Source organism: Ornithinibacillus californiensis (assembly GCF_001038485.1).
GTDB lineage: Bacteria > Bacillota > Bacilli > Bacillales > Amphibacillaceae > Ornithinibacillus > Ornithinibacillus californiensis.
This window is the reverse complement of the sequence record NZ_LDUE01000070.1, coordinates 1-18,712: the sequence shown is the minus strand read 5'-3', so window position 1 is coordinate 18,712 and position 18,712 is coordinate 1. Positions and strand designations below refer to the sequence as shown.

Below are 18,712 nucleotides of genomic sequence, written 5' to 3'. Positions count from 1 at the left end.
TCTTGACAGTTACCCTCCGGGGGTATAGTATTCTAGTTGAAGTGAATGCAGAAGTATATTGGAGGGAATCTTCATTGAATACAAATATAAATAAGAAAAAGTACATACCATTAGCAGTTAATGGAGGAATAGGGTTCGGAGCGAAATTAAAACCAAAGCAGCTCGGGGTATTAGCAGAGTATTTGGAAGAAGACTCAGAGATCGAGCTAACGACGTTGCAACAATTAATCGTTCAAGTTCCTGAAGATGAAATAGATGAAGTAAAACGTAAATTTGAGGAAGTAGGATTACATTACTACCCAGTTGGGAAGTTCGTTAAAAATCTTCGTACTTGTAACTTTTGTAAAGGCGAGATTGAAGAGGGTATGCCGGTTGCTAAAGAATTGAATGATCGGATTGCTGGCCAGGAAGTGCCATTTACCCTTCGCCCGGCTTATACAGGGTGTCCCATAGGTTGTGGGGAGCCATTAATGAATGATATCGGAGTTATGAAGGATCAAGATACCTTTGAGTTATATATTGGAGGTCATCCTAAGGGTAGAGAAGCAAGACCAGGCCAATTAGTAAAAAGGGATCTAAATCCTGATGAATTATACAATCTTGTGGACCGAATTTTAGATATCTATAGAGAAAATGGTAAAAAGAGAGAAAAGTTTTATCGATTTGTTGATCGTTTTGGGTTTGAACAAATAAAGAAGGAGCTAGATATTAGTTAAGCTTATTAAAACCTTTTTAACAGGAAGTGACCCGTATTGTCTACGACTATGGAGATACATAACAAAACATCAAAACAGAAAATAATGATTATCCTTGCTCTAGCCACACCAGCTATGATAGAGAATATTTTGCAAACCGTGGTTGGGTTTGTTGATACATTATTTGTTGCTAAATTAGGGCTTGTTGAAGTAACAGCAGTTGGGATTTCCAATACGGTTCTAGCAGTTTATATTGCCATATTTATGGCTATTGGGGTAGGGGCATCTTCTTTAATAGCAAGAAGTATTGGTGCCGATGATTATGAAAAGGCTAAAGCCATCGCGAAGCAGTCAACATGGATTTCGATCACGATCGGGGTAATTTTTGGAGTGATTTCCTATTTTTTTGCGGAACCAATGTTGAAGCTAATGGGAGCGGAGCCACAAGTACTAAATGCAGGTGTAACCTATTTCCGTATTGTAGCGGTCCCGGCAGTATTTATTTCACTTATGTTTATTTTTGGGAGTATTTTAAGAGCAGCAGGAGATACCAAAACGCCCATGAAGATTAGTATATGGATTAACATCATCCATATTGGACTCGATTATCTATTAATTTTTGGGTTATTAGGATTTGCTGGCTTTGGAATAGCTGGTGCTGCTTGGGCAACGGTTCTGGTAAGGGTAATTGGAACAGTAGCGCTTTATCGCTCCATTCAAAAATCGAATGTTAGCTTCTCCCTGTTTCGAAAGCCCGTAAATCGTTCGTATGGATTTACATATTCCATTATAAAACTCTCAACACCGACAGCCATTGAACGGTTAATTATGCGCTTAGGGCAAGTGTTGTATTTTGGGTTAATTGTTAAAATTGGTACAGAAACATTTGCTGCACATACAATTGCAGGTAATATTGAAATGTTTGCTTACATGCCAGGATATGGGTTGGCTATCGCTGCTACAACGTTGGTCGGTCAAAGTATCGGGGCAAATAAGCAACAAGATGCGTACAAATATGGGATGCTAACTACTGGAGTTGGTGTCATCACATTATCCATTGGGGGTATTTTCTTATTCTTCGCTTCCCCGTGGATGGCGACGTGGTTTACCGATGACCAGATTGCAGTTGATATGGTAGTCACCGCTCTGAGAATTGATGCATTTGCACAGCCGGCCTTAGCCGTTGGTTTAATTGTAGCTGGTGCTCTTCAAGGAATGGGTGATACGAAAAGTCCGATGTATAGTACCGCAATTGGTATGTGGGTAATACGTATTGTTGGGGTCTATATATTAGGGATACAACTTGATATGGGTATAGCCGGTATTTGGTTATCAATTGCAATTGATTTAGTAGTCAGGGCAATGTTTCTATTGTATCGATTCAAATATCACTTTAAAACTGGAAGAAGTATAGAATATGCAAAAGGAAATTAAAATAATGGTTGATTCGGTTTTAAAAAGAAAAAATAACGCCAAATGCTTTGACAAAAATACCATATGGGGGTATAGTATAAATGAAGATGAGGAAAGAAGGTGTTCCAATGGATGAGTTTTTACATGATCACCCGGTAAAACCAAGAACAGAATCAGAAAAACAAGCGGTAGTTAACCGACTGAAACGTATCGAAGGACAGGTTCGTGGTATTCAAAAGATGGTTGAAGATGACCGTTATTGTGTCGATATATTAGTGCAAATTAGTGCAATAAATGCAGCCTTGAAAAAAGTAGGATTTCAAGTTGCGGAAAGACATGTGAAGCATTGCGTTAGCCATGCAGTCCAATCTGGCGAGGGCGAAGCATCAATCGACGAGTTAATGGAAGTATTAAAACAATTCTCGAAGTAAGGGGGGTATTTAAATGAGTGATTCCAAACAAGTCACAGTTGGCGTAACTGGTATGACGTGTGCAGCTTGTTCGAATAGAATTGAAAAAGTCCTTAATAAGATGGATGGTGTGGAGGCACAGGTTAATTTAACAACGGAAAAAGCTAGTGTTCATTATGATCCTAATGCCACTACAGTGCAAGATATTACAGCTAAGATAGAAAAGCTCGGCTATGGCGTTCAATTAGAAAAGATAGAGTTTGATGTATATGGCATGACGTGTGCAGCTTGTTCAACAAGAATAGAGAAGGTATTGAATAAGCAAGAAGGCGTTAAGCATGCGACAGTAAATCTAGCAACAGAAAGTGCCTCTATCGAATATAATCCAGGTGTAATTGAAGAGTTAGATTTAATTGGAAGAATACAAAAGCTTGGTTATGATGCAAAGCGAAAGGCAGAAAAAGCAGAGAAGCAATCCCAGAAGGAAAAGCAACTTCAGAAGATGAAGAATAAGTTAATCCTGTCTGCGATTCTATCTGCTCCATTGTTATTAACGATGCTCGTTCATTTAGCTGGTGTTGCTATTCCAGAAATCTTTATGAATCCATGGTTCCAGTTCTTGCTTGCAACACCGGTACAGTTTGTTATCGGCTGGCAATTCTATGTCGGTGCGTATAAGAATCTTCGTAATGGTGGGGCAAACATGGATGTGCTTGTTGCGCTTGGAACAAGTGCCGCATACTTCTATAGCCTTTATGAGGCATTTAAGACGATTGGCAACCCAGCGTACATGCCGCATTTATACTTTGAAACGAGTGCTATTCTGATTACGTTAATCTTATTTGGTAAATACCTAGAAACAAGTGCGAAAAGCCGGACAACGGTTGCCATTTCTAAGCTTCTTAATTTACAAGCTAAACAAGCAAGGGTATTACGTAATGGTGAAGAAACGATGATTCCGATTGAGGATGTTGTTGTTAGTGATCGACTTATTGTAAAACCTGGTGAGAAAATACCGGTAGATGGTATCGTAGTGAAGGGTAGAACGTCGGTTGATGAATCGATGATTACAGGTGAGTCTATTCCGATTGAAAAAGATATCGATGCGAATGTGATTGGCTCAACCATTAATAAAAATGGTACGATTGTAATGGAAGCGAAAAAGGTTGGGAAGGATACGGCTCTTGCTTCGATTATTAAGGTAGTCGAGGATGCACAAGGCTCTAAGGCACCAATCCAACGGTTAGCAGATGTCATTTCAGGCTATTTTGTACCAATAGTAGTAGGTATTGCGTTTATTACTTTCTTAGTTTGGATTATCTTTGTTACACCAGGTGATTTTGAAGCAGCCTTAGTTACGGCTATAGCGGTGTTAGTTATTGCTTGTCCATGTGCGCTAGGTCTTGCTACACCGACTTCGATTATGGTTGGTTCTGGTAGAGCGGCAGAAAGTGGAATTCTTTTCAAGGGTGGAGAACATTTAGAACGTACCCATCAGCTAAATGCCATTGTACTGGATAAGACTGGTACGATTACAAAAGGTAAGCCAGAGGTAACTCACTTTACTGCTGATGCGGATACATTGTCACTTGTAGCGAGTGCAGAAAAAGGATCCGAGCATCCATTAGCTGAAGCAATTGTAGCATATGCCACGGAAAAAGAAGTTGCTGTGCTTGAAACAGAAGACTTCCGTGCAATACCAGGTCATGGTATTGAAGCTATGATTAGCGGTAAGAAAGTGTTAGTAGGTACTAGAAAGCTAATGAACGACCATAATATTAATGTTTCTAATGTGGAAGCTGAATTAGTGGAATACGAGACGAATGGTAATACAGCGATGCTCATTGCTGTAGACGAACAATTTAAAGGTATCGTAGCAGTTGCTGACACAGTGAAGGAGACTGCTGCAGAGGCAATTAAGGAATTGAAAGAGCAAGGATTAGAAGTTATTATGCTTACTGGTGATAATGAGCGTACAGCTAATGCGATTGCTAAGCAAGTAGGCATCGACCGAGTTATTGCGCAAGTTTTACCAGAAGAAAAGGCAAACCGAGTTAAAGAGATTCAGTTACAAGGTAAGAAAGTTGCAATGGTTGGGGATGGCGTGAATGATGCTCCAGCTCTAGCGGTAGCAGATATCGGTATAGCAATTGGTACGGGTACAGAAGTAGCCATTGAAGCAGCCGATGTAACGATTCTTGGTGGGGAATTATTATTAATTCCAAAGGCTATTAAGATTAGTAAAGCAACCATCCGAAACATTCGTCAAAATCTATTCTGGGCATTTGCCTATAATAGCGCAGGCATTCCGATTGCAGCACTTGGCTTACTTGCACCTTGGATTGCAGGTGCAGCGATGGCCTTTAGCTCGGTGAGTGTTGTTACGAACTCGCTTCGTTTGAAGCGAGTAAAGATTTAGATTTTAATTGGGGACGGTAGAAAGACAATCCCCAATATATACATTTCATTTTTAGGAAAGGGGATATAAATATGCAAACATTAACACTTGATGTAAGAGGTATGACTTGCGGACATTGCAAAATGTCAGTAGAAGGTGCGCTTACTGAATTAGAAGGTGTATCTAACGTAGAGGTAGATCTTGCTACTGGCAACGTAACTGTGTCATATGATGAGTCAAAAGTTACTTTAGCACAATTGCAAGAAGCAGTTGAAGACCAAGGCTATGATGTAGCATAAAGCAAAAAGCAGGCATAATTGACTATGCCTGCTTTTTATATTGGTTTAAGAACTGGTTATAAGTTTCTAGCTGCTCCTCGTAAGTTGCTTTAGGAGTAAACGTCCAGCCTTTATTGTTAATGATCATGTCATATCTTTCTAGAATAGATAATTGCTGTAACGCCATTTCAACGTGTACATCTCTTACATTCTTATTTTTCATCATTAGTGCGGACATATAATTTTGATTAGACATGCTTTTAGCCGTATTGTGAGCTTCTAAAGCAATCCACTTGTCATTCTTATTTTTGTTCTTAGTATTAGATTCAGTTTGCATCATTTTTTGCTTAACCTGTTCTAAATTAGGGACTTCTACATTCGTGTTAGTATTTGGATTAATTAATTCAAGCATAACTTTCACATGTGCTTCCATAACATTTCTTTGCAGTTGCAAGGTCTCCCTTAATTCAGGGATGGATACGTTATGCTCATAAACATGCAACTTTTGAATCGCACCTTGATGAGCAGATAAATGTTCTGCCATTAGCCCTAGATCTACTGCTGGTAAATGAACCATAGATATACCTCCTGTTTTTTATGCGCAGGATAGTATATGCTGCAGGGTAGATAAATTGTGATTATGGCCTAAGCCTTATTGGTCGAGGCTTTAGGATTACTTGTTTTCATAGAGATATACATCGTGCCGAGTGATACGATGATTAATAATCCTCCGATTAAAGCATTTACATTGGTTGCAGCTTGACCAATGATAAGTCCTCCTACGAATGCACCAAAAGCAATACCAAAATGTAAAGAAGAGTTGCTCAAACTCTGTTGTACTTCAGATGTTTCCGGTGAACTTTCAATTAAATAACTTTGCATGGCAGGTGAAATAGCCCAGCTCATAATTCCCCATATGATGAGTGTAATAAGGAAAAGAGGCAGTATAGACGTTGTATATGGAATTACCATGATAACGATGCTGAAAATGATGATGGCATATACTACCGTTTTTTTAGTTCCTAATGTATCCGCAAGTGCACCACCAATTCCGCCACCACTTACAGCAGCAATTCCGAAGATAAGGAAAATGATACTTATCCAGGCTGCACCGAGTCCCATTGTTTCTTGTACAAATGGTTTTAAATACGTATATAGAACTGAGTGGCCAGACATATATAAGAAAGTTGTTATATGTGCAAAGAGAACCTTTCTGCTCTTAAGCGTAGCGAGCTGAACACCAATTGGAACAGAGGGTCTAGGAGCAACCCGATCCATCCAAAAATATACCCCTACTATGGATAATGCTGTTAAAACAGAGATTAAAATAAACGGTGCTCGCCAGCTAAACATCTCTCCTAGCATTAACCCAATAGGAACGCCAAGTACAAGTGATCCACTTACACCCATCGAAACAATTCCAATAGCACGTCCGCGATATTTAGGCTCTACAATTCTTGGTGCCATCACGAGGCATAGGATAATTAATAACGCTCCACTAATAGCTGTAATGACTCGTCCGATGAGTAAAATACTATACGTTGGACTGAGGACAGATATGATATTTCCAAGTAAAAATAATACTAAGAAGTTTATCGTTAGCTTTTTCCGCTCAATCTTTGCTGTCATTATTAATAAAATTGGAGAAGCGATTGCGAAGATTAATGAAAAGATAGTAACTAAAAACCCCGCTGCTCCAATGGTTACATGTAAATCCTCTGCTATTAAATCTAATAAACCACTGATAATTAATTCAACCATTCCAATGATGAAAGACACAATCATTAAAAAGTAAACTCGTTTGTCCATTCCGTACGTCCTTTCTAAGCTCCATTACTTATAGTAAACTTGAAATGTGTTGAAAACAAGCGGGAATTCGTCGCTTGTAGATTGTTTTATGTAGAAAAGCTAAAGATTGAGTGAGAAAAGCTAAAGTTTGCATCGATATCGCTAAAGATCGTATCAATTTCGCTAAAGTTTCCACCATCTAAGCTAAAGATTATGTCAACCAGATAAAAATCAGGGAGAATTCATATGAAAGAGTACTATTACGATAAGCTTTTTAACATACATACCAACGGAAAAGGCGTGTTTAACAGCAACAGCCATTATCATCCCTACGAGCCAACTCCATATCAAGCACTTGAATTACTTTTTGAGCAATATGAGGTTAGAACTACTGATCAATTTGTTGATTTTGGTTGTGGGTTAGGTAGACTTAACTTTTTCATTCATTACCATTTTCATGCATCTGTAATGGGAATTGAGATGAGTGAGATTTTTTATAGGAAGGCTCTGCAAAACCGAGACCATTATGCAAAAAAGATGAAGCATCCCAGCCAAAAGATTGAATTTGAATGCTCTCGTGCAGAAGACTATAACATTAAACCAGGAGATAACCGGTTTTATTTCTTCAATCCATTTTCTGTGCATATCTTTCAGCATATCGTGAATCGTGTTCTTCAATCGGTTGAAGACTTTCCTAGAGAAGTAGACATCCTGCTGTATTATCCATCTGATGATTATATTTTTTATTTGGAGAATCAAACGATGTTTCAACTGGTTCAGGAGGTAGACTTACCCTATGAAAAGAACCCAAATGAGCGGTTTTTGATTTATAGGCTGAAATATTAGCCTTGTAGAAGGTTTTTGTAGAAAAATAGCGAATAGGATTAAGTAGATAATATTTGCTAAGGAGTTTGTCATGGAAAACTTAAATCAACTAAGTAATGAAATAAGGGATATTGAAGGAGAATTTAAGAAAAAAATAGAACCGTATCGTACTGATTTATGGAAATTCTGCTATCGATTAACGGGTTCACCATGGGATGCAGAAGATTTAGTTCAAGAAACCTTACTAAAGTCTTTATCCGTCTTATCAAAGCTTTTTCAACCGGTAGAAACGAAAGCATATCTCTTTAAAATTGCTACTAATCACTGGATTGATTTAACTCGGAAAAGGAAAGACCCTCAATTACCGCTGGATGAATTTGTTGTCATGGAAAATTCGTCTGAGTTTGATTTTCTTTTATATGAAAACTTGGAACTACTGATCCAAGAACTTACCCCTACACAATATGTGACATTGATTCTTTCGGAAGGTTTTGGTTATAGAGCAAAGGAGATTGCTAAGATAATAGGTTCATCTGAGGGAGCAGTTCATACAGGGCTTAGTAGAACGCGGGGTATTCTTAGAAGTAATCGTGAAAAGGTAAAAACACAGAATTACGTTAATCAGGTTGAACCATCCAAGGTTATGGAAACATTATTAGATGGTTTTCGTCAAAAGAGTCCACTCCTTATTGCTTCTGTCCTAGATGAAAACATTACAATGGATATCGTTCATTCTGGAGTCGAGCTTGGTATTGATGAAGTAAAACGAAATTCCCTAAAGGATTGGAAGGAGATTGTGGACGGGCAACATATTTTGGAGCCTTTGTACATAGAGCTTTGGGGACGACCGGTAATAATAGAGTTAGAGAAGAAAGCAGATGGGGAGTTCTATCTAAGCAATGTGCATTATTTTGAAGTAGAACAGGAAAAGGTTATTAATTGGAAATTCTATTGCTTCTCTTATGATTTAATGCAAGTGGTTGCTAGTACATTGAATGTAAAACTAAACGCTGCATATTTTTATCATATTTTTTAATTTCATTGTAAGGTTTTTTAGCTATAACTCGTTATTAAGAGTGAACAAATAAAATTGGAGAGTGATAGAAATGAAAAGCCCAATTCAAAACAAAGTGAATACTATTTTTATCCATGTAAGTGATTTGAAGCGTTCGGTGAAGTGGTATAGTGTATTATTAGGACAAAATTATGATTTGGATACTGTAGCAAGACCCGTTTATAATCTTCAGGTAAACCAAACATTGGGTATAACTTTGGATGCAGGTCCTGAAGGGGGAAAGAAGAACCTAGGGGGATTAGACTACCCATTGTTTAACTTTCATACCGATGATATTGACCAATCCTATGAGTATGTTAAACAACTAGATTACGAGATTGCATCTGAAATAGTTAGGTTTGATGATTTTGCTTTCTTTACCGTACGAGACCCGGACGGAAATGTGATTATGATTTGTACAGGATAGAGGTTGTGGAAAATGAAAATATCTTTTAAAGACATTGATATCATTAGTCATTTAGTATTAGAAACGGAACTATATAAACACTATCATTACCCAGAATTGTTAAGTCGTTATGATAGTAATTTTATAGAATTTAAACGGATGCCCACACTAAAGGAATTTATTGAAGCAGAAGAATTTTTGCGAGGGTATCATTCAGAATATGGCCAAAATCATCTTAAATTTGTTTTCCCACAGGATCATGATTTTACAGATGAACTGAGAGACTACTTTAATACAGAAGCATACCAGATAAGTGTAAATGAATTATACGCTATTAAGCCTCATGATTTCCCTGAAGTGAAGTCAAATTCGGAAGTTGTGGTAAAAGCGGTGGACAGTGCTAGTTTTCAAGATTATTTGCAGCTGCAGTATAACCAGGACGTTCCATTTGGTGTGAATTTCGCGGAAGCTAAGGCAGGGATGCTCAAGTGGCAGTTTGAAGATGAAAATATTACTCAATTAATTGCATATTATCAGGGGAAACCAGCTGGTGCAGTAGATGTTATTCTAAAGGAAGGTACGGCGGAGATTGATAATTTGTTTGTAGTTGACTCCTTTCAGCGTAAAGGGATTGGTAGCATAATACAAAGATTTATCATGGATAGCTACCAGGATAAAATGATCATTCTAATAGCAGATGGTGAGGATACCCCCAAGGAGATGTATCGAAAGCAAAATTATAAATATTTAGGTTATCAAAAAGATGTCTTAAAAATATTGAAGTAAAAAATAGGGCGAGAGTGATCTTGTCCTATTTTTTTATATAAAACATTCAAATACTCTTTTGAATATATTGACATTGCCGGCGTTTCTTGCATACACTATTCATATAATCAAACAAATATTAGAATGAGGCGATAAATATGGTAGATACGGCTGACAAAAAAGTGGAGAGAGATACGTGTGAAAGTTTTTGTTTTGATTCGGAGAAAGTAGAGCGGGTTAAAGCAAAAGTGGAAGAAGTAGTTGGAGTGGAGATGATCTTTAAAGCTTTATCGGATGCAACCCGCTTAAAAATAACTTACGCCTTAACGTTGGAAGAGGAATTATGCGTATGTGATGTTGCGAATATTATAGGTTCTACAACGGCAACGGCATCCCACCATTTACGTTTACTACGCAACATGGGGCTTGCAAAGTATCGTAAGGAAGGAAAATTAGTATTCTATTCTCTCAAAGATGACCATGTACATCAATTAGTTTCTATCGCGATGGTACACGCGAAAGAGGGTGTCGCCGTTGGCTGAAGATAAACAAGTTTATCGGTTGCAAGGATTATCGTGCACGAACTGTGCTGCAAAGTTTGAAAAGAATATTCGTGGTATTGACTCGGTAGAGGATGTGCAACTGAATTTTGGTGCAGCAAAGCTTACAGTTCAAGGAGCAGCAACGGTCGAGCAGTTAGAGGCGGCCGGTGCATTTGATGGAATAAAGGTGTATCCTGAGCGCAGTAGAGAACCTGAGGTTAAACAATCCTTTTGGAAAAAACGTGAAAATATCACTACAATGATTTCACTTTTGTTTACCGTAGTTGGTTATATCTTTTTCTTTCGTATGGGTGAAGCGCATCCAGTGACGGTTGGAGCATTTCTAGCTGCTATAGTAGTTGGGGGTTACACGTTATTTCAAGTTGGTTTGAAAAATCTTATCAAGCTCCAATTCGATATGAAGACACTGATGACGATTGCTATTATTGGTGCAGCAATTATCGGAGAATGGGCAGAAGGGGCAGTTGTTGTATTTCTCTTTGCTCTGAGTGAAGCATTAGAAAGTTATTCGATGGATAAAGCGAGACAATCGATCAAATCACTTATGGATATCGCTCCGAAAAGAGCTACGATTCGACGGGGTTTGGAAACGATAGAAATTGATGTAGAAGATGTTCAAATTGGAGATATATTACTCATTAAACCAGGTCAGAAAATCGCTATGGATGGAGAAGTAATTAATGGCGCATCTTCTATCAATCAAGCAGCGATTACTGGTGAATCAATTCCTGTTCATAAAGTAGTTGGGGATGAAGTGTTTGCTGGAACAATGAATGAAGAAGGTTCGTTAGAGGTTCGTGTGACGAAGCGGGTAGAAGACACGACGATAGCCAAAATCATTCATCTTGTGGAAGAAGCACAGGCAGAACGTGCACCTTCCCAACAGTTTGTAGATAAATTTGCTAAATACTATACGCCTGCAATTATGTTAATTGCACTGCTTGTAGCAATTATTCCCCCGCTTGTTTTTGGAGGAGTTTGGTCGGAGTGGGTATATAGTGGTTTAGCGGTACTAGTAGTAGGATGCCCTTGTGCCCTGGTCGTTTCCACGCCGGTAGCTATCGTGACGGCAATTGGTAATGCTGCTCGTAATGGTGTGTTAATCAAAGGCGGTATTCACCTGGAAGAAACGGGTCGTTTAAGTGCTATTGCCTTTGATAAGACTGGTACCCTAACAGAAGGAAAGCCAGAGGTTACAGATATCGTTATCTTATCCAATAAGGATGAAAAAGAAGTATTAAGTATCGCGCGTGCCATTGAACAGTTCTCTCAGCACCCGCTAGCTTCAGCCATTACGCGTAAAGCTATTCGTGTTCATGCGGATGACTACCAGGCTGTAGGTTTCACCTCGATTACAGGAAAAGGTGCAAAAGCAACGATTGATGGTCTGGAATACTTTATCGGAAATCCGGCATTATTTGAAGAAATGCTCTCACTATCAAACGAGGCGAAAGATAGTATCGGCAAGCTTCAAGCGGAAGGGAAAACGGTGATGTTACTTGGTACCGCGAACGAGGTTATTGCTCTTATTGCAGTAGCGGATCAGATTCGGGAAACGAGTAAATCGATTATTAATAAACTGCATCAACTTGGTATTAAACATACGGTCATGCTGACAGGTGATAATCAGCTAACAGGGAATTTTATTGGTTCTCGTCTTGGGGTAATGGATACAAAAGCAGAGCTGTTACCTGAGCATAAATTAACGGAAATCAAACGATTGCAAGAGGAATATGGCCATGTAGCTATGGTAGGAGATGGTGTCAATGATGCTCCGGCGCTAGCAACCGCGACGGTTGGGATAGCCATGGGAGGTGCTGGGACAGATGCGGCGCTCGAAACAGCAGATATAGCGTTAATGGGTGATGACTTAGAAAAATTACCTTATACGATATCGCTCAGCCGCAGGACGTTGTCCATTATTAAACAAAACATTTCCTTCGCTCTTTTATTGAAGATTATCGCATTGTTACTCGTTATTCCAGGTTGGTTAACGTTATGGATTGCTATTTTTGCAGACATGGGTGCAACACTCCTTGTCGTACTCAATTCGATGCGACTAATTAAAAAGAATGTGCATTAGGGGGTCAGTCCCCTCGCACATTCTTTTTTAATTGGTGATCTTTTCTTCTGCTAATTGGTTGAGTATATATTGCACGGTTTCTTTATCAGAAGGGGTCTGTAATTCAAAGGATTGCTGGTAGTTCTCATGGCCTTTTCCGGTAATAATAACCCAATCTCCTTCATTCGCCATTTCGATTGCCTTTTGAATTGCTAATGTCCAATCGGGGACGATGTTTCCTTTATTCGTATTTCCGAACTTCCGATTCAATTCATGTAAGGTTTTCTCCATTTCATTCTCTGAAATAGAGTTAAGGTCATCGAACGTTAAGAAATATTGGTCACTATATTTTGCAGTTAGTGATAGCATTTGGGGGCGTTTGGTTGTATCACGATTCCCTCTAAATCCGAAAACATGAAAGATATGTTTCGCTCCAAATGTTTTGGCAGAGGCTATACAATGGAAGATAGCATCTGGCGTGTGGGCATAATCAACGATAACCGTTGGCGAATTTCCTTGTTTGTATTTTTCGAACCGGCCATCGACTCCAGTAAACGACTGTATGGCCTCACGTATAGTTTCTTGTGGGATAGGTAGAATTCTAGTTGATAAATATGCCATCATTGTATTATACATATTGTGAATCCCGGGAATTGGGATCACTACTTCAATGGATTTTCCCTCTTCTTTTGCATATAAAATAGACAGGTCGACTGCAAAATCCTTTAGCTGCACTTCATTTTTCTCAGCTTCCCCAACAGAGAAAGTAGGGATATCACGCTGTCTTAATAGTTCAGCTAATCGATTTCCCCATTCGTTATCGGTATTAATGACCGCTTTCCCGTTCGGCTTTAAATGGTCGAATAGTAGAAGTTTAGCCTGGAAGTATTCTTCCATCGAATGATGGTAATCTAAATGCTCATGATATAGATTGGTAAATACGGCAATATCAAATTCGATACCTTCCACTCGATGCTGGCTTAGTCCGTGTGAGGATACCTCCATAATCACGACATCGTCTTTACTTTCAGTAAGTAGTTTATTTACCATGAGAGCACTAGGTGTCGTCTGAAAGCTAGGTATAGGCTTGCCATTAATCATATTTTGAATGGTTCCGATAAGACCACAAGTTTTCCCACATGCTTCTACAATATGTTTGATAAGATAGCTTGTCGTTGTCTTCCCGTTAGTACCAGTTATACCAATCATGAGTTTATCTTTTGATGGATTGTTGTAGAATTGTTTAGAAATGATTCCTAATACTTTTCTTGAATTTTCTACTTTTATGTATGGTACATCTATATCTTGAATTTGTTGTTCACCAATAACTAATGTGGCACCTTTTTGGATAGCATCTGCTATATAGTCATGCCCATCTACTTGGTAGCCTTTAATCGCAACAAAAACAAAGCCAATTTCTACATCATTGGAATTATCGGCAATTCCTTTAATACCCATATTCTTTATATTCTTATCTATCATCATTTCTATGTTTAGCGTTGTTAATAAATCATCAATTTTCATAGATGGATGGACTCCTCTTAGGTGGAATGCAACACGAAACCAAGATCGCAGGTACTATCCTTAGGATATGGTTTCAGGTAGTCTTCATGAATGGAAAAATTAGTTAAATATTCCCTAATTTAATAGAAAATCACGCTACTTTACGATATACTAAATGAAACTTAAAAACAATAAGTAAAAGGATTGATATTCATGGTCAATACGAATCATTTTAATGAGAATCAAGAAGCATCTCTTAAATTATTTGTCGTACTAACGAGAGCTATCCAAGCTATCGAGAAGAAGATTACTCAAAATGTTAAGGGGTATGGGCTGAATCTAACCGAATTTGCTGTGCTTGAATTGTTATATCATAAAGGTGAACAGCCAATACAAAAAATTGGCCAGAAGGTTTTATTAGCGAGTAGTAGCATTACATATGTTGTAGATAAATTGGAAGAAAAGAATTACCTCACTCGAAAAGCATGTCCAACCGATCGAAGAGTTACGTTTGCGGTCATATCTGATTCTGGTAAGGAATTAATGAATGAAATTTTCCCACATCATGCAGCTGCTATTAGTGAAATTATGAGTGGACTTGATTCAGAAGAGAAGAAGACAGCTATTGGTTTAATTAAGAAACTAGGGATCTATGCAAGTAATTTAGAGTAAAAAAATAAGCTTGGGACATAAGTAAAACAAAGGTATTTAAGACGAACTATCAACTACATCAGCCCCGGAAATATACGGAGACTCCTGCGGGAGGAAAGGCATCGGTGAGACCCCGGTGATGCACCTGCGTCTGCTAGTAACGCTACGAAGAAGGCTTCCTCGGTGCAAGGCAGCAAGGAAGCTTATTCAAGTAGTAGCCTGGCTCACCAGCCGCCCGCGGAAAGCGTAGTATATTTCCGGGGCGGGTTATATGCACTAATTGTTATTGTTCTGATTTACCCTTGGTAGGAATACTTATATCCCAGCCTTATTCACTATTCTTGTAATAACTGTAAAAATTCTTCCCACTCTATAATACGGTTAAAAGAAGAAGAACGGTTATAGGATTGATCCTTTAAGTACAATTTGATTGGCTCTTGAGATAATGTATCTAGAATTGCAGGCTTATCATCGACATAATAATCCAGATTCAAATCCTTAATGATATGGATCTTTTCATGGTCTTGCATCCCGTAGAAAAAATGCTCATCCACTACTGGAAAGCCCTGTTCTTTCATCCATTCTTTTGTACGTTCACCGTGTTGCTGCGGTCTTGCCGTAATATAAAATATATCGTGACCTTGCTCAACTAACTTATTTAACGTTTCTACAGCGTCCTGGAATGGCGGACAATCTGTAAAATATATATCCTCTAGTGTACTATTCCACAACTTACTTCCTTCTTCATCCGTTAAACCAAATGGTTCGTGAATCTCCACTCGTTCTAAAGCATGAAACTCTTCCAGGGAGACACGCTTATTTAATTTCCTATTATATAAATGAAAAGCATGCTCTCTTAGATTAATTAGCGTGTCATCAATATCAAATCCAAATCTCATAAAATCAAATCCCTCGGGTCTTATAAACTGGATAACCAGTAAATTTAAAGTCTTTACCAATCTTCTCTATGTCGGTGTCTACTAAATCAATTGCATCAGCCATCTCAGCTATACCAGTACCTTCTAAAAATGTCGGTGCATCTTTTCCGCCGACTAACTTAGGGGCGAAATATAGTACAACCTTATCTACCAATTTATTTTCCAAAAACGAGGCATGAATATTTCCGCCGCCTTCGATGAAGAGGGAAGAGACAAGGTGTTCACCTAAAATGCCTACCACTTCTTTCGGATCAACCGTGTCCTCACTAGTCGTTACAAACACTCGAACCCCTTGTTCTTCAAGCTGGAGTTTCTTGCTTTCGTCATGTTTTTTACTAGTGAAAATCCATGTCTCAGCTTGATTATCGGTAACAACATTTGCATCTAAAGGAATTTTTAATGTAGAGTCCATAACAACCCGAACAGGATTACGTCCATTTGGAATCCTAGCGGTTAACGAAGGATTATCTTGTAAAACAGTATTAATCCCAACAAGAATCGCCATATTCTCACTTCGTAGCTGATGAACATCTAATCTAGCTTCCTCTGAGGTAATCCATTTACTACTGTAAGCATGTGTTGCTACCTTTCCATCAAGAGTCGCCCCGGCTTTTAGAATCGTAAATGGTTTCTTTTCTACAATAAATTTATTAAAAACTTCATTCATTTTAATAGATTCCTGCTCGCGCACTCCGGTAATTACCTCAATGCCAGCATCTTCTAATATCTTCACGCCATTTCCAGCAACAATAGGGTTTGGATCTAGAGTTGCGATGACCACTTTTTTAATACCTGCTTGGACAATTGCTTCTGCACAAGGGCCAGTTCTTCCGTGGTGAGAGCAAGGTTCTAATGTTACATAGATGGTCCCACCTTTTGCCTTATCACCAGCCATGCGTATGGCATGAATTTCAGCATGGGGTTCACCAGCTTTTAAATGGGTACCGATGCCGACTATCCGATTATCGTTTACGATCACAGAGCCAACAAGTGGATTGGGGTCTGTTTGTCCTTGCATCGCCTTCGCATTTTGTAAGGCGATGTCCATGTAAAATTCATGACTACTCATTCGAGCAATTTCCTTCCTCTTGCATATGACCAGATTTTTGGACCTTTGTCTTTAAATAACGCTCATTATATTCGGAAATATCACCCCAAAGTGGAACGCGTCCAGTAAGGGTTAATCCTGCTTCTTTCATTGCCTCTAGTTTTAAAGGATTATTCGTAATTAACGTTACTGGCTTTGTACGTAAGCGTTTCAGCACACGAATGGCATCCTCATAATTACGTGAATCGTTTACAAATCCAAGAGCTTCATTTGCTTCAACAGTGTCCATGCCATTTTCTTGTAAAATATAAGCCATAGCTTTGGAGAATAAACCAATTCCACGACCTTCATGATTGGCCAAGTAAAAGATAGCTCCTGTTCCATGTTCTTTAATTTTGTGCATGGATTCTTTTAGTTGGAACCCACAGTCACAACGCTTACTACCAAAAATATCTCCCGTATGACAAATCGAGTGCATGCGAATTAACGCATCATCATCATTTTCAAAGTCACCATACACTAAAACACTAGATTGTTGGTGCTCTGCTAGGTTTTGTGAAGATAGATTATCAATTATAGTTTGGTAATCCTCTGTCACTTCGTTGGAGTTTAACCAGCAATACCACTTGAACTCAACTGTTTCTCCATATAGATTAACAGGGAGGCGAATAGGTCCAACTAAGTAAACTGCGCCTTCCTCTCCTTGAATAGTCTGTATTTTATCCTTTAATATGGATAGTACTTTTGATTCTAATTTTGTTTGTTCCATTGTACATACCCCTTTCACTGCCATTAGTATAATGAAAAATCAATATTGCTTCAATTTATCTTTCTCGTAAATTAAGATTTTTAATCTATTGATACTAAAATATGTTCATTGTTTCATATGGACTGTATTTTATTAGGGAATTGTAAATTTCTATTGTCAACAGTTTTTTTATGTGATACTATATCGTCATGCGATATATCGATAGTTGATACATCGAGTCGTGATATAAGAGGCGGTGAGAAGATGACCAAAAAACCAGAAGCGTTTTTGCCATTATCCCAAGCAACGTATTATATTCTTTTATCTCTAAGAGAAATTCGTCATGGCTATGGGATTATGCAGGATGTCGAAGAGGTTAGTAAAGGTGAAGTAACGATGGGGCCAGGTACTTTGTATGGCGCATTAGGTAAATTGGAAAAGCAAGCAGTTATTCAGAAAGCGGATGTACAAGATGATGATCGGAGAAAGTATTATCAACTTACTAATCTTGGAAAAGAAGTGTTGCAATTAGAGTATAAAAGGTTGAAATCTCTAGTAGAAAATTCAGATGAACTTATTAAAGAATTGGGGGAAAAGTAAATGACGGTGAAAAAATTTAGATTGAGGACAGCTCCAGATATCGAGAAGGAGGAGCAGTGGTTAACAGAAATGTCTCGCAAAGGATTACATTTGCAAAAATATCGATTCTTTACGTATCATTTCGAGGAAGATCCAACTAAATCCTATAAGTATCAAATTGATTTTAGACAGGGTCCCAAAAAAGACTACTTTCAATTATACAAAGATGCTGGTTGGGAGCATGTAACGGAATCAATTGGTACATTTCATTATTTTCGTACAGATGCTACACGATCAGATGTTCAGAAGATTTATTCAGATAGTCAATCGATTCAAGATTCCTTTGTAAGAATGCGAGACTTTTATTTATCATTATTTGACAGAAGACTCCCTCTTCCATCGCGAGAAGGTCTTTAGACCAGCGATAAGGGGGAGATGAATGTCAATTGGCTATAGCCAAAAAACATATTGTTGTGATATGATTAGAACATACGTTCCTTGCTAGTGAGGTGAGTCCATGTTAGTTAAAAAAGCGTATAAATTTCGTATTTTTCCTAATCAAAAACAAATCGAGCTAATCAATAAGAC

The 18,712-nt window shown here is 38.3% G+C and carries 21 protein-coding genes; 15 read left to right on the top strand and 6 right to left on the bottom strand.

Going from position 1 to position 18,712, the window contains the following annotated elements; all coding sequences use genetic code 11:
• Positions 1 to 74 precede the first annotated feature (74 nt).
• The 5 genes from TE34_RS19875 to copZ all read left to right on the top strand — a co-directional run bounded on the left by TE34_RS19875 (position 75) and on the right by copZ (position 5,215).
• Entirely contained in the window at positions 75 to 716 is a 642-nt protein-coding gene (locus TE34_RS19875) for an NAD(P)/FAD-dependent oxidoreductase (protein ID WP_236687193.1), read from the top strand.
• 48 nt (positions 717 to 764) lie between these two features.
• Complete coding sequence (locus TE34_RS19870; protein WP_157037682.1) at positions 765 to 2,129, top strand: MATE family efflux transporter; 1,365 nt, start codon at positions 765 to 767, stop codon at positions 2,127 to 2,129.
• A 107-nt stretch (positions 2,130 to 2,236) separates the two neighbouring features.
• Entirely contained in the window at positions 2,237 to 2,539 is a 303-nt protein-coding gene (locus tag TE34_RS19865) for a metal-sensing transcriptional repressor (protein ID WP_047986589.1), read from the top strand.
• Between the two features lie 13 nt (positions 2,540 to 2,552).
• Positions 2,553 to 4,937: a heavy metal translocating P-type ATPase gene (locus tag TE34_RS19860; RefSeq protein ID WP_047986557.1), complete on the top strand. Its 2,385-nt coding sequence runs from the start codon at positions 2,553 to 2,555 to the stop codon at positions 4,935 to 4,937.
• Positions 4,938 to 5,008: 71 nt separating this feature from the next.
• Entirely contained in the window at positions 5,009 to 5,215 is a 207-nt protein-coding gene (gene copZ / locus TE34_RS19855) for a copper chaperone CopZ (RefSeq protein ID WP_047986556.1), read from the top strand.
• A gap of 22 nt (positions 5,216 to 5,237) precedes the next feature.
• On the opposite strand, the gene TE34_RS19850 is transcribed toward copZ, so the two are convergent.
• Together TE34_RS19850 and TE34_RS19845 are read right to left on the bottom strand one after the other, a co-directional pair.
• Positions 5,238 to 5,771 (bottom strand): spore coat protein, encoded by a 534-nt coding sequence (locus TE34_RS19850; RefSeq protein WP_047986555.1) that lies wholly within the window; start codon positions 5,769 to 5,771, stop codon positions 5,238 to 5,240.
• A 68-nt stretch (positions 5,772 to 5,839) separates the two neighbouring features.
• A complete protein-coding gene (locus TE34_RS19845) occupies positions 5,840 to 7,003 on the bottom strand; it encodes an MFS transporter (RefSeq protein WP_047986554.1) in 1,164 nt (387 codons plus the stop codon).
• A 225-nt stretch (positions 7,004 to 7,228) separates the two neighbouring features.
• Here TE34_RS19845 and TE34_RS19840 point away from each other — a divergent pair, with 225 nt between their 5' ends.
• The 6 genes from TE34_RS19840 (at position 7,229) to TE34_RS19815 (ending at position 12,678) form a co-directional block, all read left to right on the top strand.
• Positions 7,229 to 7,828, top strand: a complete 600-nt coding sequence (locus TE34_RS19840) for a class I SAM-dependent methyltransferase (RefSeq protein WP_047986553.1) — start codon at positions 7,229 to 7,231, stop codon at positions 7,826 to 7,828.
• Positions 7,829 to 7,898: 70 nt separating this feature from the next.
• Positions 7,899 to 8,843: an RNA polymerase sigma factor gene (locus tag TE34_RS19835; protein ID WP_047986552.1), complete on the top strand. Its 945-nt coding sequence runs from the start codon at positions 7,899 to 7,901 to the stop codon at positions 8,841 to 8,843.
• A gap of 70 nt (positions 8,844 to 8,913) precedes the next feature.
• Entirely contained in the window at positions 8,914 to 9,288 is a 375-nt protein-coding gene (locus TE34_RS19830) for a VOC family protein (protein WP_047986551.1), read from the top strand.
• Positions 9,289 to 9,300: 12 nt separating this feature from the next.
• On the top strand, positions 9,301 to 10,053 hold the full coding sequence (locus TE34_RS19825) for a GNAT family N-acetyltransferase (protein WP_047986550.1): 753 nt from the start codon (positions 9,301 to 9,303) through the stop codon (positions 10,051 to 10,053).
• Between the two features lie 137 nt (positions 10,054 to 10,190).
• Positions 10,191 to 10,574 carry an ArsR/SmtB family transcription factor gene (locus TE34_RS19820; RefSeq protein WP_047986549.1) on the top strand — a complete coding sequence of 128 codons (384 nt, stop codon included), beginning with the start codon at positions 10,191 to 10,193 and terminating at the stop codon, positions 10,572 to 10,574.
• Positions 10,567 to 12,678, top strand: coding sequence for a heavy metal translocating P-type ATPase (locus TE34_RS19815; RefSeq protein WP_047986548.1), 2,112 nt, complete (start codon positions 10,567 to 10,569; stop codon positions 12,676 to 12,678). The genes TE34_RS19820 and TE34_RS19815 overlap by 8 nt, the downstream gene beginning before the upstream one ends.
• Positions 12,679 to 12,705: 27 nt before the next feature.
• On the opposite strand, the gene TE34_RS19810 is transcribed toward TE34_RS19815, so the two are convergent.
• Positions 12,706 to 14,181, bottom strand: a complete 1,476-nt coding sequence (locus tag TE34_RS19810; RefSeq protein ID WP_047986547.1) for a UDP-N-acetylmuramoyl-L-alanyl-D-glutamate--2,6-diaminopimelate ligase — start codon at positions 14,179 to 14,181, stop codon at positions 12,706 to 12,708.
• A 192-nt stretch (positions 14,182 to 14,373) separates the two neighbouring features.
• Here TE34_RS19810 and TE34_RS19805 point away from each other — a divergent pair, with 192 nt between their 5' ends.
• Positions 14,374 to 14,832, top strand: a complete 459-nt coding sequence (locus TE34_RS19805; protein WP_047986546.1) for a MarR family winged helix-turn-helix transcriptional regulator — start codon at positions 14,374 to 14,376, stop codon at positions 14,830 to 14,832.
• A gap of 314 nt (positions 14,833 to 15,146) precedes the next feature.
• Here the strand turns inward: TE34_RS19805 and TE34_RS19800 are convergent, their stop codons facing one another.
• The 3 genes from TE34_RS19800 to TE34_RS19790 are packed head-to-tail and all read right to left on the bottom strand — an operon-like array spanning position 15,147 to position 17,566.
• Positions 15,147 to 15,710 (bottom strand): 5' nucleotidase, NT5C type, encoded by a 564-nt coding sequence (locus TE34_RS19800; protein WP_047986545.1) that lies wholly within the window; start codon positions 15,708 to 15,710, stop codon positions 15,147 to 15,149.
• A 4-nt stretch (positions 15,711 to 15,714) separates the two neighbouring features.
• Positions 15,715 to 16,818: a bifunctional diaminohydroxyphosphoribosylaminopyrimidine deaminase/5-amino-6-(5-phosphoribosylamino)uracil reductase RibD gene (ribD, locus tag TE34_RS19795; protein ID WP_047986544.1), complete on the bottom strand. Its 1,104-nt coding sequence runs from the start codon at positions 16,816 to 16,818 to the stop codon at positions 15,715 to 15,717.
• Positions 16,811 to 17,566 carry a GTP cyclohydrolase II gene (locus tag TE34_RS19790; protein ID WP_047986543.1) on the bottom strand — a complete coding sequence of 252 codons (756 nt, stop codon included), beginning with the start codon at positions 17,564 to 17,566 and terminating at the stop codon, positions 16,811 to 16,813. Before TE34_RS19790 ends, ribD begins: the two co-directional genes overlap by 8 nt.
• 243 nt (positions 17,567 to 17,809) lie before the next feature.
• Between TE34_RS19790 and TE34_RS19785 the strand changes: the two genes are divergently transcribed.
• The 3 genes from TE34_RS19785 to TE34_RS20870 all read left to right on the top strand — a co-directional run.
• On the top strand, positions 17,810 to 18,145 hold the full coding sequence (locus tag TE34_RS19785; RefSeq protein WP_047986542.1) for a PadR family transcriptional regulator: 336 nt from the start codon (positions 17,810 to 17,812) through the stop codon (positions 18,143 to 18,145).
• On the top strand, positions 18,146 to 18,541 hold the full coding sequence (locus TE34_RS19780; protein ID WP_047986541.1) for a DUF2812 domain-containing protein: 396 nt from the start codon (positions 18,146 to 18,148) through the stop codon (positions 18,539 to 18,541). It abuts the gene before it with no gap.
• Between the two features lie 100 nt (positions 18,542 to 18,641).
• Positions 18,642 to 18,712, top strand: a 71-nt coding sequence (locus TE34_RS20870; RefSeq protein ID WP_157037656.1) for a helix-turn-helix domain-containing protein, incomplete at its 3' end; no start/stop codon positions are given.

Bases quoted from the DNA above. Each gene is read 5' to 3' on its own strand.
- TE34_RS19870 (WP_157037682.1), top strand. From the start codon at position 765: ATGGAGATACATAACAAAACATCAAAACAGAAAATAATGATTATCCTT.
- TE34_RS19820 (WP_047986549.1), top strand. From the start codon at position 10,191: ATGGTAGATACGGCTGACAAAAAAGTGGAGAGAGATACGTGTGAAAGT.
- TE34_RS19780 (WP_047986541.1), top strand. From the start codon at position 18,146: ATGACGGTGAAAAAATTTAGATTGAGGACAGCTCCAGATATCGAGAAG.
- TE34_RS19840 (WP_047986553.1), top strand. From the start codon at position 7,229: ATGAAAGAGTACTATTACGATAAGCTTTTTAACATACATACCAACGGA.
- TE34_RS19845 (WP_047986554.1), bottom strand. From the start codon at position 7,003: ATGGACAAACGAGTTTACTTTTTAATGATTGTGTCTTTCATCATTGGA.
- TE34_RS19835 (WP_047986552.1), top strand. From the start codon at position 7,899: ATGGAAAACTTAAATCAACTAAGTAATGAAATAAGGGATATTGAAGGA.
- TE34_RS19865 (WP_047986589.1), top strand. From the start codon at position 2,237: ATGGATGAGTTTTTACATGATCACCCGGTAAAACCAAGAACAGAATCA.
- TE34_RS19805 (WP_047986546.1), top strand. From the start codon at position 14,374: ATGGTCAATACGAATCATTTTAATGAGAATCAAGAAGCATCTCTTAAA.
- ribD (WP_047986544.1), bottom strand. From the start codon at position 16,818: ATGAGTAGTCATGAATTTTACATGGACATCGCCTTACAAAATGCGAAG.
- TE34_RS19785 (WP_047986542.1), top strand. From the start codon at position 17,810: ATGACCAAAAAACCAGAAGCGTTTTTGCCATTATCCCAAGCAACGTAT.
- TE34_RS19790 (WP_047986543.1), bottom strand. From the start codon at position 17,566: ATGGAACAAACAAAATTAGAATCAAAAGTACTATCCATATTAAAGGAT.
- TE34_RS19860 (WP_047986557.1), top strand. From the start codon at position 2,553: ATGAGTGATTCCAAACAAGTCACAGTTGGCGTAACTGGTATGACGTGT.
- TE34_RS19810 (WP_047986547.1), bottom strand. From the start codon at position 14,181: ATGAAAATTGATGATTTATTAACAACGCTAAACATAGAAATGATGATA.
- copZ (WP_047986556.1), top strand. From the start codon at position 5,009: ATGCAAACATTAACACTTGATGTAAGAGGTATGACTTGCGGACATTGC.
- TE34_RS19850 (WP_047986555.1), bottom strand. From the start codon at position 5,771: ATGGTTCATTTACCAGCAGTAGATCTAGGGCTAATGGCAGAACATTTA.
- TE34_RS19830 (WP_047986551.1), top strand. From the start codon at position 8,914: ATGAAAAGCCCAATTCAAAACAAAGTGAATACTATTTTTATCCATGTA.
- TE34_RS19825 (WP_047986550.1), top strand. From the start codon at position 9,301: ATGAAAATATCTTTTAAAGACATTGATATCATTAGTCATTTAGTATTA.
- TE34_RS19800 (WP_047986545.1), bottom strand. From the start codon at position 15,710: ATGAGATTTGGATTTGATATTGATGACACGCTAATTAATCTAAGAGAG.